At 52.4% G+C, this 14086-nt stretch carries 11 protein-coding genes; 3 read left to right on the forward strand and 8 right to left on the reverse strand.

Going from position 1 to position 14086, the window contains the following annotated elements; genetic code table 11:
• Positions 1-10: 10 nt before the first annotated feature.
• Together L6H98_RS14090 and L6H98_RS14095 are read right to left on the reverse strand one after the other, a co-directional pair.
• On the reverse strand, positions 11-406 hold the full coding sequence (locus L6H98_RS14090) for a spore coat protein (RefSeq protein ID WP_236415940.1): 396 nt from the start codon (positions 404-406) through the stop codon (positions 11-13).
• A 35-nt stretch (positions 407-441) separates the two neighbouring features.
• Positions 442-675 carry a hypothetical protein gene (locus L6H98_RS14095; protein ID WP_236415942.1) on the reverse strand — a complete coding sequence of 78 codons (234 nt, stop codon included), beginning with the start codon at positions 673-675 and terminating at the stop codon, positions 442-444.
• 97 nt (positions 676-772) lie between these two features.
• Between L6H98_RS14095 and L6H98_RS14100 the strand changes: the two genes are divergently transcribed.
• Positions 773-2002, forward strand: coding sequence for an FAD-dependent oxidoreductase (locus L6H98_RS14100; RefSeq protein WP_236415945.1), 1230 nt, complete (start codon positions 773-775; stop codon positions 2000-2002).
• Positions 2003-2071: 69 nt separating this feature from the next.
• Here the strand turns inward: L6H98_RS14100 and L6H98_RS14105 are convergent, their stop codons facing one another.
• The 4 genes from L6H98_RS14105 to L6H98_RS14120 form a co-directional block, all read right to left on the reverse strand.
• Entirely contained in the window at positions 2072-3289 is a 1218-nt protein-coding gene (locus L6H98_RS14105; protein WP_236415948.1) for an MFS transporter, read from the reverse strand.
• A gap of 130 nt (positions 3290-3419) precedes the next feature.
• Positions 3420-3980 carry a hypothetical protein gene (locus L6H98_RS14110; protein ID WP_236415950.1) on the reverse strand — a complete coding sequence of 187 codons (561 nt, stop codon included), beginning with the start codon at positions 3978-3980 and terminating at the stop codon, positions 3420-3422.
• A gap of 126 nt (positions 3981-4106) precedes the next feature.
• Entirely contained in the window at positions 4107-4526 is a 420-nt protein-coding gene (locus tag L6H98_RS14115) for a DUF350 domain-containing protein (RefSeq protein WP_236415952.1), read from the reverse strand.
• Between the two features lie 71 nt (positions 4527-4597).
• The gene (locus L6H98_RS14120; RefSeq protein WP_236415953.1) at positions 4598-6964 is read right to left on the reverse strand and encodes an endonuclease MutS2; all 2367 of its coding nucleotides are present in this window, start codon (positions 6962-6964) and stop codon (positions 4598-4600) included.
• Positions 6965-7158: 194 nt separating this feature from the next.
• Here L6H98_RS14120 and L6H98_RS14125 point away from each other — a divergent pair, with 194 nt between their 5' ends.
• Together L6H98_RS14125 and L6H98_RS14130 are read left to right on the forward strand one after the other, a co-directional pair.
• Positions 7159-7524, forward strand: coding sequence for a phage holin family protein (locus L6H98_RS14125; protein WP_236415956.1), 366 nt, complete (start codon positions 7159-7161; stop codon positions 7522-7524).
• Positions 7525-7746: 222 nt separating this feature from the next.
• Positions 7747-8127 carry a cytochrome C oxidase subunit II gene (locus L6H98_RS14130; RefSeq protein ID WP_356722990.1) on the forward strand — a complete coding sequence of 127 codons (381 nt, stop codon included), beginning with the start codon at positions 7747-7749 and terminating at the stop codon, positions 8125-8127.
• A 106-nt stretch (positions 8128-8233) separates the two neighbouring features.
• On the opposite strand, the gene zapA is transcribed toward L6H98_RS14130, so the two are convergent.
• Both zapA and pheT read right to left on the reverse strand, forming a co-directional pair.
• A complete protein-coding gene (gene zapA / locus L6H98_RS14135; protein ID WP_236415959.1) occupies positions 8234-11266 on the reverse strand; it encodes a cell division protein ZapA in 3033 nt (1010 codons plus the stop codon).
• A 364-nt stretch (positions 11267-11630) separates the two neighbouring features.
• Positions 11631-14084, reverse strand: a complete 2454-nt coding sequence (pheT, locus tag L6H98_RS14140; RefSeq protein WP_236415961.1) for a phenylalanine--tRNA ligase subunit beta — start codon at positions 14082-14084, stop codon at positions 11631-11633.
• Positions 14085-14086 lie beyond the last annotated feature (2 nt).

The following is a 14086-nucleotide window of genomic DNA, read 5'->3' on the forward strand; positions in this document are numbered from 1 at the left end:
TTCCGGGAAATTACACGTAATAGGGATTGCCGTAATTTGCCGGATGCTGCGGAACGTTGGGTGCATGGTTGTACGTGGCAGATTGCGTGCTTTTCTCCTGCACGAACTGCTGGCATTTCTGCTGCGCTTGATGGGCAGACTGGATTTGCTTGTCTATGTCCTGGCGGAGCGCCTTCGACGAAGCGGAATACATATTGTTTTGCTGCATCAGATTGAACAGCTCGCCCTGCAGCCTGAGCGTATCGTTCGTCAAATCCATAAACATTTGGCGAACCGCCGGACAAGCCGCTTCCGTTGTGGCGGTCGTATACTCGCGCGCCGTGCGTCTCAGGTTTGCGAGAATCGAACTGAGCAGGTCTTGTTCCTGCATAAAACTTCCCCCGGATGACAAAGATTGAGAATACACAGGGCTTCCTCCTTCAGCGTTTTTGATTTTGGGCCTTACTGGGGTTGCGTAGGAGCAATGGACTGATGCTGATGCAGCGCGGCAGTCAGCGTGTTCAAATGCTGTTCATGGGAGCGAACGTACTGGTTCAAAGCTTGCTGGATTTGTGCAATTTGCGTGGTTGAGGCCGTTGCCGCACACTGCTTGATCAACAGTTCCTCATTGGAAATGGAGTCCGCGATGTAATTCAGCTCTTTGGGACTGAGTGCCTGGATTTGCGCATGTTGCATAGGAATGATCCTCCTTAACCTGAAGTGCATGCGGGATTATTTTTACCTTGTCTTCCGAAAGTATACAGAATCCCTTACCGAAAAGGAGTTGCCCCTCTTGGAACTTGTATATGGTACGCCCTTCTGGCCTTCCACGATGACCGATGCGCCAACATACCCTGTGCTGCAAACGGATCTTACATGCGATTGCCTCATCATCGGTGGCGGCATGGGAGGCGCATTAGCATCACGGCTGCTTGCCGATCAGGGGGTGGATACGGTCGTCATTGAAAAAAGAAACATTGCTCACGGCAGCAGTTTGGCCAGTGCCGGTCTGCTGCAAAACACAAATGACAAAACGTTGACCTCTTGCATCCATACATTCGGCGAATATACCGGCGTCCGGTTTTACGAACTTTGCCGGGATGCCATGGCGCAGCTCGAACGACTCGCGGGTACGCTGGATACGGATCCTTGTTTCATCCCAAGAAATAGTCTTCGCTTTGCCAGCAGTCAAGAAGACATTCACATACTCGAGAAAGAGGCCCGGACTTTGCAGCGATACGGTTTCGACGCAGCGTTTTGGGATGCCGGCCGTATTAACAAGCACCTCTCGATTAGCAAACCAGCTGCTCTTTTAACCCGAGGCGATGCCGAGGTGAATCCGTTTCGTTTCGTACACGGTTTGTTTCATTCCGCTGCGAAAAAAGGGGTCCGGATCTTCGAAAAAACGGCCATGATCCATTGCGATTTCCTCAAAGACGGCGTGTTGTGCCATACGCCGGGTGGACGGATTCATGCTCGCAAAGTGATTTTTGCGACAGGATACGAAACCCAGTCCATCAAGAAGGATCAAACGGCCTATCTCCAGACTTCCTATGTCATTGTAACCAAACCTTTGCCGGATCTCAGCAGTTGGTATGACCGCTATCTCATTTGGGAATCCGCGCTTCCATACACATACATGCGGACAACGATGGACGGAAGAATCGTGGCAGGCGGGATGGATGAAGATTTGCCGCGCAAGGATCAGAGAGAGCACCGAGCCAAGCATTGCGGCGAACAACTCTTGAAGAAGGTTCGTGCGTACTTCCCTCTGCCAGACCTGGAAGTCGATTTCACATGGGGGGCCGTATTCGGCAATACCCATGACGGGCTGCCATTAATCGGCCCCCATCCGGAATTCCCTCATTCCTATTTTCTTGAGGGTTACGGAGGGAATGGGACGGTATACAGCATGATTGCAGCCTCCATACTGGCAGACGCCGTTACGGGTAATCCAAACGGAGATATGGAGCTCTTTTCACTTACACGAACCAACAAACCCTCTCCCGCATCATGGAAATAAGCCATGGAGCAAACTAAAACAGGGTACTTGCCGGAGAACTGAACTCGGCGCAAGTACCCTGTTATTCTTTTATTTTCGCTGAGGTGCCCTCGGATCATGCGTGCTAAGCAAACTGCGGATGGCAATCCATCCCACAAGCGGAAATGCACCCAGGGCAACGATCAACCATACCATCTCTTGCAACGATGGCTGACTCTGAACGATGACCAAAAACGATGCCAACCCCAACAGTCTTCCGGTCATGAGGCATAGCTCTCTCAATACGACAAGTTCCACTCTTTTCTCCACGTTTTCGTCACTTGTCCCCATCAGATCGAAACCTGCCGAAATCATCGGCAGCATGTACAGCGGCATGCCGATGGCCGAACCGATTCCCATGAACAGCAAGGTGCCGTAACCAACCTTCCATAATAGAGGCAGAAGAACCAAGAACAACAATATCGCTCCGGACAGCATCCCCATAGACCTGTAACGAGGTTTGAACCATTTTCCTGCGGCCCAGTAACTCACCAGCGCGACGGATGAAGTGATCAATGAGAATTGCCCAAGCTTATACTCCTGTTGGGTGGCGACATATACGAGCAGTGCGATCAAGAATGCAAAAACACCCTCTCGCACCCCCTGAGCGATCAACCCCACGCCAAGTGGTCTCCAGGGGCTGCCCTTACGGGATAACTGCTTCAGCGGTTCATCCCAACAGTATGTACCGCTGACCTTTCTTTTTTTCAGGAAAAAGCTGCACACGACGGCAATGACATAGATGACAAGCGATACTGTAAATATGAGCCGGTACCCGGTATTGTCAGCCATCCGTGAGATGATCAAACCGGAGAACCAAGGACCAACGATGCCCGTCACGGAGCCCAGCAGCCCCACCCATCCGTTGAACAAATCCCGGTTTTCACGATCAGTCACCTCAAAATATACAACGTTAAAGGCAAGCCAGAACAACCCCAATGAACAGCCGAGCAGGATGCCTAGCGGCCAGATCCAATCCACCGCCTTTGGCCCCGCCCACAGGACAAGCATGTAGAACAAGCCCGATAACCCGGTGCCCAGACGCAAAGCGATCATTTTGTCATGTTCCTTGACCCATTTTCCGGCAAGCCAGAATGTTGCGCCAAGAGCAAGCTGTTGACTCACGGTGAACCATCCCAGCATGCTGTAATCGGGCCGGCTTTTCCACAAGTAGACATTCAGAAATGTTCCGGACAAAGCCCCGGCTAACGCAAACAATCCATTCACGCCAAGCAGCAGAATGGATTGTCGGCCCAGAGTAACCTTCATCTGCTTCCTCCTTCATCCACCTGAAATATAGGTAGCAGGCAGTCATAACGTTAAACTGCCCCAAGGTGAAGAAAAACATGATGAAACCTCTGGAAGTCTATACGATTTTCAGTGAATTACGCGTTTGCTGCTATTTACGAGTACTCAGGTTTTGAATCAGACGCATCCGATCTTCTTCAGCAAGACTATACTGAACCTGGAAACAACCTGAACAGACATACATCTGAACCGTAAATGGCATTGGCATCAGGAGACCGGAACCCGATGCATGGTTGTGAACAGAGGCAAAATGTTCTGCAGTCGTGGTTTGTGTGCCGGTCAGCACCATAAATTCCCGGCAGTGAGGGCACTCCGGTACCTCCTCCTGCACGTCGAGCTGCTTCTCCACACCTTCTTCATATTGAAGCAAATCATGGCCTTCGTCCGCATACTTCGTTAACGTGCGCAGTTCAGGCATCTTCAGTTCAACCTCTTCTCCCCAAAGTGCAGTCAGATCGGCTGTCTGATCGTCATCCTCCACTTCGTTCTCTTCGTCATAAACACTCTCGGCACCTTCCTCGTCACCCAGCGTGATGTTGAGTGTGCGATACCCGTTCAGTTCATTATGACAATAAGGGCACTCTTCCTCTGGCCCAAGTTCCTCATCCCATACGATTTCGGTTTGGCACCAAGGGCATATTGTTTTCTCCATAACCTGATCAACCTTTCTTTATTCAAACATCATTTCACGTGTTCATGACGTAGATCACACCGATGGCAAAAAATACAATCGATGCCGCAAACAAAATACGTATTAAAATTTTCATGCAAGGCCTCCTTACATGATGCTTGCGCCGATGACAAAAGACAGCGCGACCGAAATAATCATGGAAATCAATCCAACGGCCCGATTATCCGCCGCGATCTCTTTGTCAATGGAGAAGACCGGCGTCAAAAACTCAAATAGAAAATAGGCGATCAGCAGCAAAATAAAACCTACAAACGACCAGATCATCGCTTCATACACGGAAGATTTGGCCTGGATGCAGAAACGAAGCACATTGCAAATGCCAAAAATTTTGCCACCCGTAGCCATAGCTACCGCCACGTTGCCCTTTCTGATTTCATCCCAGCATTTGTATTTCGTGACCAACTCGAAACAAGCCAGAAAAACAAGCAACTCCATAATCGCAACCGAGAAAAAACCGAGAACCATCCCTAGCGGATGGGACAGCAGCTGGTCAATCGTCCCCTTCACTCATCGCTCTCCTTCCCCGTTCCTGCTGTCAAGCGCAACCGATCCAGCGGAACATGCTTGATTACGCCCTGTTATTCCAACTCTGCTACGGTCACACCATTACCGCCTTCTCCGTAATTGCCTAACCGGTAGCTTTTAATATGTCTATGCTTGCGCAGATATTCTTGAATACCCGAACGCAAAATACCGGTCCCTTTACCATGAATAATGTAAATTTGGCCTAAGTTAGCCAGAAAGGCTTCATCAATGAAACGGTCCGTTTCCATTAACGCCTCTTCCAAATTGGCCCCACGCAGATCCAACTCGCTGCGGACATTGTCATCGCGTGTACGCTTCACGCCCGTTACCGGTTTCTGCTTAGGCTTCACCGCCGGAGCGGACTGCTGCAATTCCAGATCGTCCAAAGAGACCTTCATTTTCATAATGCCGAGCTGCACGAAGGCTTCCTTGCTTCCCGCCAGCTCAACCACATGCCCTTTTTGGTTCAGGCTGTACACAAGAACTTCATCCCCCGGGCCGATCGCACGGGTCTTCGGAACGGAGCCTGCGCGTTTGACCGCTTTTTTGCGTTTTTCGGGCTCTGCCTCATCCAGCTGTTTGCGTGCCGCGATAAGCTTGTGTTCTTTGACGGAAGCTCCCTCTTCCATGGCCAACTGACGCAAATCGGCAATGATTTTTTCCGCGTCCGCTCTGGCTTTGTCGATAATGCTTCTCGCTTCTTCCTCGGCTTTCTCAATTCGACGATCACGCTGCTGCTCCAGTTTTTCCAGATCGGACTGGTAACGGCTGCGCAGCTTCTCCATGTCCTGACGCAGCTGTTCGGCGCGTTCGCGCTCCTGCTCGGCGGTAAGTCTGTTCTCTTCCAAAGAAGCGATCATATGCTCAACCCGCTGATCCTCTTCTTTCACTTCGCCGCGTGCATAGTCGAGAATGTGGCCGGGCAGTCCCAGACGCTCCGCAATGGCAAACGCATTACTGCGGCCCGGCACACCAACAAGCAGACGATAGGTTGGGCTTAACGTGTTTACGTCAAACTCCATGCTTGCATTGATCACGCCTTTCCGCTCATACGCATAGGCCTTCAATTCGCTATAGTGCGTCGTCGCTACCATGCGACAGCCGGAGCTATGCATGTGTTCCAGAATGGATATAGCCAAAGCCGAGCCTTCGGCCGGGTCGGTTCCCGCACCAAGCTCATCAAGCAGGATCAGGCTTTTCGGGGTCATGTTTTTCAAAATCCGAATAATGTTGGTCATATGGCTGGAAAACGTACTGAGATTTTGCTCAATGCTTTGTTCGTCGCCGATATCCGCATAAATGGCATCGAATACGCAGAGCTGGCTGCCATCTTCAGCGGGAACGAACAATCCGGACATGGCCATCAGGCTCAACAATCCGATCGTTTTGAGGGTAACCGTCTTACCGCCCGTATTCGGTCCTGTGACGATGATCGACGTATAATCGTTTCCGAGTTCAACGTCTGTAGGCACTACATTTTCGATGGCAATGAGCGGATGGCGGCCTTTTTTCAACTTGATGAACCCGCGGTCATTCATGCGCGGAAGCGTTGCCTTTAATTCACGCGCCAAGCGCGCCTTGGCAAATATGAAGTCGAGCGAACCGAGCAAATCGACATCGTACAGCAGCCATTCGGCCTGCTCGCTGACTAACGCCGTCAATTTTTGCAGAATGACTTCTATTTCCCGTTCCTCGCGAATCCGCGTCTCCCGCAGCTTGTTGTTCATGGCTACGATGGATTCCGGCTCGATAAAAAGGGTTGCCCCCGAACCCGATTGGTCATGCACGATCCCGCCAAAGTAAGAGCGATACTCCGCTTTGACCGGGATCACGAAGCGGTCGCCCCGAATCGTAATCAACTGATCCTGAAGCATCTTCGACACCGTAGAGGAACGGATCATCGAATCCAGCTTCTCCCTGATGCGCGCTTCCCCGCCCCGCAGTTCCCGACGGATCTGAGCCAGCGTCACGCTCGCCGTGTCGGCGACTTCGGCACTGTCATCGATGCAGCTGCGAATGGAATCCTCCAACGCTTTTTGCTCCGAGAGCTGGTCGCTGATAAAAACCAATGTTTCCAATGGCTCATCCTCATGCAGAGCCGCAATTTGCCGTTTCAGCCTGCGGGCCGCTAGGGTTGTATTGGAAATGCCCAGCAATTCATGCGGATTGAGGGTACCGCCGATTTCCGCACGTTTAACGGATGCCGTGATATCCACGATACCGCCAAAAGAAGGCATTCCTTTCAGGCGATCGTAGGTCGCTGCCTCATCGGTTTGTTGAAGCAGCCGTTTTACTTCCTCCAGCTCACTCACCGGCTCCAACTGTTCGGCTTTGCGTTTCCCCATGGAGGTTTGGGCAAAGCCCTGCAATGTATTTAAAATTTTCCGGTATTCTAATGTGTGCAAAATTTTCGTGTCCAAGTGTACAACTCCTTCCAAGCTATATCTGTATTATAACGAATGAATCGTAGCTGCGCTATTTAACGAATCCTTCCACACATAAGTTGCAGCATTCCGCCACAAACTACGGGTGTCAGGATATTGCAACATCTACATTAACATTGTGAACTGGATGTCCCATGCATATCCGATCTGATGAAAAGGAGGTAAACCGTATGAATTTCCTGGGACATGTCGTACGATTCGTCATTGCCGCGATCGTGTTGATGGTAGTCAGCTGGATTGTGCCGGGATTTGCCGTTGGCGGATTCTGGAGCGCATTGATGCTGGCCTTGGTCATCGCCTTGCTTGGTTGGATCATTGAAGGCGTATTTGGCAAACGGGTTACTCCGTTTGGCCGAGGCATCGTAGGTTTCATCGTCAGTGCCCTGGTCATCTGGCTTGGCCAGTATGTGGTCGATCATGTAAGAGTCACTTTGCTCGGAGCCATTCTGGCGGCTCTGGTGATCGGCATCATCGACCTCTTTATCCCGGTATCCACGCCGTTTGAAGCCGGTCGAAGTTCCAAAAACAATTCGTAACCGAAGTATCGGTCTAATCTCGAGGGACTTTGATTCACGTCTCGACAACTGAAAAGGCTTGTCCAATAAACCTCCGAAGGCTTTCCGCCTGAAGAGGTTTTTGCGCTTTGCATTTTTCAAAAAGATGACAAAGCCGGCATGGTCATGTTCTCATGGAATGAGGTATGATGATTTGAGGAAATCATTCAAATTCCATCTATTTCAACAGGCTAAAGGAGGCACATGATGAAAAAAGGAATCGCATGGCTAGCGATCTGCATGCTGGCACTCATGCTCACCGCCTGTGGCGGGACAGGCTCCAGCGACAGCGCCGAGTCCGAAGCGAACGTGACCGCAAGCGAAGAGCTTGTCATCAAAGCGAGCAATTATGAATTCGATCAGCCGGAATACCGTATCAAAAAAGGCGTCCCGGTCAAAATCGTGTATGAGAATGTGGAAGGAAACCATGGCATTCTCGTGCCAGAACTAAACCTGTCGCTCGATTCCCAGAAAAACACAAAAGTGATTACTCCCGATAAGGCCGGAGAATTTCAGGTGTCCTGCTCCGTATGGTGCGGAAGCGGTCATAGCAGAATGATCTCCAAAATCATCGTTGAGGAATAAACATAAACGTTCAATCACAAGGAGCCCCCGCAACTAGACGGGAGCTCTTCTTGTATTATAACAGATCGCACAAGTGATCATACCCTGAATGTTATATCCGTATCTGTTATTGCTGACTTTGGTCCTGCTCGATGAGTTCGATCCACTCGTTGTATTCGGTTTGGAGTTTCGCATACTCGTCCTGCAGCTGCCGATATTCGGTGTTCAATCGCTCGGCTTTCTCACGCTCTATTTCGCGCTCCACCTGCAGCAGACGCAATTGATTGGCTGCGAGCTCGAATCGTTCGCCGATATCGTGAAGTTCCGTTTCCATCGATTGCTTTTCTTCAACCGCACCTGCATGCAGCTGCTCCAGCTGCTTGCATTCTTTCTCCAGCTGTTCTACCTTTTCGACGCTGACCGCACTTTCCTGCTGCCACATGTTCAATTCGTTCTCCAGCGCAGTCCAACGTTCTTGCCAAGCCTGCTCCTGCACCGCCCATTCGTCTGCACGTCGCTGCCAAACCTGGTCGTTCCTTGAAGCCTCGTCAAGCTTCTGCTGCATTTGCTCTTCACGCGCAGTCAGTTGTTCGACCCGTGCGGAAAGCTCGGCATGTTTGGCCGTCAAGTCTTCGTGTTTGATCTGCCACTCCAATGCTTCTTCTTCCGTCTGCGAAATTTGTGCTGCTTGTTCGCCCACTTGTTCGGACAGCATCTTTACCTGATCGTTTGCTTCTACAAGCGACTGCTTGATGGAGCGATTCTCGGCTTGCAGTCTTTCCAATTCCCTCGCGCCGATCTCTTCGCGCTGCAATGCATCGTCGTAATCGCTGCGAATTTGCTTGTAGCTTTCCTGCAGCGAATGCAGTTCGTCCGTTACGTCGTGCAGCTCTGCTGCGAGTCGCTGATGTTCATCATTGATGCGGGCAAAATCCTGCTTGTAACGGTTGGCCTCTTTACGGAAGGAATCCGCCTCTTCCTTGATGACGGACAATTCATCGTGAAGGGACTGCACCCCGGCTTCAAGCGTTTCGTTCTGTTCCACGGCCTCCAGGACTTGCGTTTCCAATTCGCCGATCTCCGCAAGCCGCTGCTCGGCAAGCTCTTTCCACGATTGCTCGCTCTTGGTCAGCATGCCGATTTCGTTCTGAAGCGTACGCACGGCTGCATGAGCCTGTTCCAGCACCTTTTGCAGACCGCGCTGCTCTTCCTCGGATCTCGATGCCGCTGCCTGCAAGCGCAGAACCTCGTCATCCAGCCGCGCCTGATGATCCTGTGCTTTGCGAAGCTGCGCGGACAAGGCAGATTCCCGCTCGACGACTTCATTATACTGCTGCTTCCATTGCTGTTCGGCTTCCCGGGATTGGCTTGTTTCCGCTTCGGCTGTACGCAATTTTTCCTGCAGGCGTGCGCTATCTTGCTTCAGCTCGTTCAGCTGCTGCTCCAGTTCGGCGATTCGCCGCGTTTGGATTTCTTTCTCCTGAATGCGCGCGGCCTTTTCTTCCTGCAACAACTGAAGCTGTTCCAGTTCCTGCGCAATTTTCTCTTCCTGCTCCGTGACCAGCTGCTGCGTGCTCGCAAGCTGCTCACGAACGGCGCCAAGCTGAGCTTCGACGTCGCGCAGCAGCTCCTCTGCCTCCTGTCTCTCCTCTTCCAACTGCTGTTTTAACTTGCTTTGTTCTTTTTCCAAGGCAGCCGCTGCCGCCGCGAGTTCATTCTTTTGTTTCGCTTCAGCCTCCAGCTTCGCCTCAAAGGCAACCTCTTTTTCCATCCATTCGAGTTCCGACTGCTCCTTGGCTTCACGGAATTCAACCGTAACCCGACCGATTTCGTTCTGAAGATTTTGTTCTGCTTCAAGCTGAATGATTGCACGTTCTTTATCGGCCTTCTCCTGGAGCTCACCAATTTGTCGGGCCTTCTCTTCTTCAGCCTGCTGCAAACGCCGTTCCATGGTGGCTTGCAGCTCTTCGACCTGTTTGGCCGCTTCCGACTGCACCTTGTTCAGCTCTGCTTCGGCCTGCTCCAGTTCGGCTAGTATAGCAGCCTCTGCTTGTTCTTTCGCTGCCTTCAGCTGCTCCGCCGCTTTCGCTTCAAGCTGCTGGCGCTCCGCGGCTGCGCGTGCTTCCGCTTCCTTCAGGCGCGCTTCCGCCTGCGCCTGCTGCTCCTTCGCTGCCTTCAGCTGCTCCGCCGCTTTCGCTTCAAGCTGCTGGCGCTCCGCGGCTGCGCGAGCTTCCGCTTCTTTCAGGCGCGCTTCCGCCTGCGCCTGCTGCTCCTTCGCTGCCTTCAGCTGCTCCGCCGCCTTCGCTTCAAGCTGCTGGCGTTCCGACGCTGCGCGAGCTTCCGCTTCTTTCAGGCGTGCTTCCGCCTGCGCCTGCTGCTCCTTCGCTGTCTTAAGCTGCTCCGCCGCTTTCGCTTCAAGCTGCTGGCGCTCCGTGGCTGCGCGAGCTTCCGCTTCTTTCAGGCGCGCTTCCGCCTGCGCCTGCTGCTCCTTCGCTGCCTTCAGCTGCTCCGCCGCTTTCGCTTGAGCCTGTTGAAGTTCTGCGGCAGCACGGTTCTGCATTTCCTTTTGCTGCGCCGCTGCTTGAGCTTGCGCTTCTTTTAGCTGATTGGCTGCTTTCGCTTCTGCTTCCCTCAACCTTGCCTGCTGCTTCTCGGCCTCTTGCTTAAGTTGGGCAGCATGCTGGGCCTGCATCGATTTCTCGCGTTCAGCAAACCGGGTCCTTTCCTGCTCCAACATCGCATTCAATCGTGCAATCTCCGCCTTGTTGTCCGCCGCCATTTTGGCTTGGGCCTGCTCGGCTTCCTGCTTTTGTTTGATGGCTTCCGCAATGGCCTGATCACGCTGTTCCAGTTCCTTGCGGTGTTCACTCTGAATCGCGTTCAAGCGATTAAGCTCGTTTCTCAATTCCGTCCGTTCGCCGGTCAACATCTTCAGCTCATTCCGGATCTCCTGAGCCTGGAGCGACTGCTCGGCCATATGTACAGCCGCGAGGACCGCGATGCGCGGCGTGTCCAAGCGGGAGTGGTTTTTGGAGATGGTATTCATTCGTTCATCCACCAAGCTGGCCACTTGTTTCATGTATTCGGCACTGCTGCCGACCAATTTATAAGAAGTCCCGTATATCTCTACGGTGACGCGAGTACGATCAGGTGTAGTCACAGTTGTGCCCTCCTTCAAGTCTGTATGTTGATTCTTGGCTGTCAGCAAAAAAAAGTCACATCAATCCTCTAATGCTAAGGATTCGATGTGACTTTAAGCAATTCCTGCTAATTCTTTTTCATAATATCAGAAAGTAAAAGCGCCAAGGAATCGGCTTCCTGATATTTCAAGAGGGACTTCATTTAAAGCACGTTCCGTCTTCCTTGCAAATCCATCTTATTTTAGCGGCCACAATCAGCTTATTTGCAATCCATTCAGCCGAAGGTGAGAGGCGAGGCTGAACCGAAAGCCCCCTCTGTCCGGTCTTCATGGCGCTTGGGCAGCACGGCTTCGTTTGTTAACTCAGTGAGAAGATGCTTCGTCCCTATTTGCGCAGCTCCGCGCCGAACTGTTCTTCCAGGCGCGAAACGACGCGGGAATGAACCTCGGTAATTTCCTCATCGGTCAGCGTGCGCTCGCGATGACGGTACACGAGAGCCATTGCTACGCTCTTCTTGTCGTCTCCCAATTTGCTTCCGGTGAACACGTCGAATACCTGTACGGTTTGCATCAATTCCCCAGCTGCTTCACGAATGGCATGGAGCATGGCTCCCGCTTCGACGTCTTTGCCGACAACGACCGCAATATCCCGTTCAACCGCAGGGAAACGCGGAAGCTCGCGGTAACGGATATCCGCATCCGCATCGCTGTAAATCGCTTCAAGACCGATCTCTGCCAAATACACATCATTAAGATCATACTGCAATTGCAGTTCCGGATGCAATTGGCCCATCGTTCCGATCAGCTTATCCTCGCCGCCATGCAGATCGCTCAAATATACGGATGCGGAACGTCCCGGATGGTATCCTTCCGGCTGGTTGGCCACGAAACGAATACGGCTCTCCAGACCCAGATAAGCAAACAGTTCCTCCAAAGCCCCCTTCAAATCGAAGAAATCGACTTTTTCCGCACCGGCATTCCATTGTTGAGGAGCACGATGGCCCGTAAGCAGCATGCTCAAAACCGGAATTTCATGCGGTTGTTTGGTCAACTGCTCCTCTTCCGTGAAGAACACGCTGCCCACTTCGAATACCGCCAGGGAGTCCTGTTTCCGATTCATGTTATACACCGCGGCATCCAGCATTTGCGGAAGTACGCTTGTACGGAGCACGCTGCGGTCTTCGCTCATCGGCATGGCCAATTTTACCGTTTTGCTGCCTGCCGTCAGGGACGGGAACAAGGATGCCTTATCCGGATGTACGAAGGAGTAGCTGATCATTTCCTGCCAGCCGCTGTTTGCAAGCAAACCGCGGATCGTGCGGCGCATTGCTTGAGCGCGCGTGTATGCCCCAGGCGTCGTAGGCCCTTCGATCGGCGTAGTCGGAATGTTGTCGTACCCGTACAGGCGTGCTACTTCTTCGAACAAGTCCACATCCAGTGTGATATCCCCTCTGCGCGTCGGAACTTCCACGTCCAGGATGCCTTGTTCGGCATCGCCGCAGGCGAAGTGCAGACGGGCGAAGATCGTTTTAACCTCAAGCAGCGACAGATCTGTTCCAAGATAACGGTTGAGTTTGTCCAGCGACAATTTCACGACACGTTTCTCTGCGGATTCCGTTCCTGCCTGAACGATCCCCTGATGAACTTCGCCGCCCGCATAACGTTGGATCAATTCCGCAGCCCGATTCAATGCAGCAATGACTGCTCCAGGATCCACTTCCTTCTCAAAACGCAGGCTCGCTTCGGAACGCAGCCCCAGTTGGCGCGACGTTTTTCGTACAGTTCCGCCATCGAACTTGGCGGATTCAAGCAACAGATTGACAGTGCCTTCCGCAACCTCGGAATTCTCGCCGCCCATGACCCCGGCGATCGCCACAGGTTTCACGCCATCCGTAATCAAGAGCATATGCGGCTCCAGTTTGCGCTCTTGGCCATCCAGCGTCACGATGGTTTCGCCTTCCTGCGCCATACGCACATCAATGTGCCCTTTTTCCAATTTATCCGCATCAAATGCGTGCAGCGGCTGACCGTATTCCAGCATGACATAGTTGGTTACGTCGACGACGTTGTTGATCGGGCGAATGCCCGCTGCCATCAGGCGATTTTGCATCCAGAGGGGGGACGCTCCCAATTTGATGCCCGTAACATAACGAGCTGCATAGTGAGCACACTGCTCCGCAGCCGAAATTTGCACCGAAATGTGGTTTGCCGCCGCATCCGAAATCTCCACCAGATGCTGCTGCGGATCAGGCAGCTTCACGTCGCGTCCCAGGATGGCACCGACTTCGTAAGCCGCACCCAGCATGCTGAGGCAATCCGAACGGTTCGGCGTCAGGTCCAGTTCCAGGACATGATCGTCCAGACCGAGAACCTGGGCAATCGGCGTTCCGATTTCGGTATTTTCAGGCAGCACCAGAATGCCTTCCTGTTGTTCCTTCGGCAACAATTTGTCGTTCATACCCAATTCTTTCGCCGAACAGATCATGCCCATGGATACAACGCCGCGCAGCTTGGCTTTTTTGATGTCCAGCCCGCCAGGCAATTTGGCACCCACAAGGGCAACCGCGATTTTTTGGCCTGCATCCACGTTTTTCGCGCCGCAGACGATCTGCAAATCCTCTTCCTGACCAGCATCCACGATGCAAACGTTCAGTTTGTCGGCATCCGGATGTTTTTCCTTGCTTTTCACATAACCTACAACAACCTTGTTCACGCCTTGGTTGCGGTTCTCCACCACGTCAATCTCGATGCCGGAACGGGTGATTTTCTCCGCCAGCTCCTGTGGCGCCACGCCTTCCAGGGAAATATAATCAGACAGCCAATCCGTCGATACTCGCATGC

The organism is Paenibacillus sp. JJ-223, assembly GCF_927798175.1.
GTDB lineage: Bacteria > Bacillota > Bacilli > Paenibacillales > Paenibacillaceae > Paenibacillus > Paenibacillus hubeiensis.

Bases quoted from the DNA above. Each gene is read 5' to 3' on its own strand.
- L6H98_RS14095 (WP_236415942.1), bottom strand. From the start codon at position 675: ATGCAACATGCGCAAATCCAGGCACTCAGTCCCAAAGAGCTGAATTAC.
- L6H98_RS14105 (WP_236415948.1), bottom strand. From the start codon at position 3,289: ATGAAGGTTACTCTGGGCCGACAATCCATTCTGCTGCTTGGCGTGAAT.
- L6H98_RS14110 (WP_236415950.1), bottom strand. From the start codon at position 3,980: ATGGAGAAAACAATATGCCCTTGGTGCCAAACCGAAATCGTATGGGAT.
- L6H98_RS14125 (WP_236415956.1), top strand. From the start codon at position 7,159: ATGAATTTCCTGGGACATGTCGTACGATTCGTCATTGCCGCGATCGTG.
- L6H98_RS14130 (WP_356722990.1), top strand. From the start codon at position 7,747: ATGATGAAAAAAGGAATCGCATGGCTAGCGATCTGCATGCTGGCACTC.
- pheT (WP_236415961.1), bottom strand. From the start codon at position 14,084: ATGCGAGTATCGACGGATTGGCTGTCTGATTATATTTCCCTGGAAGGC.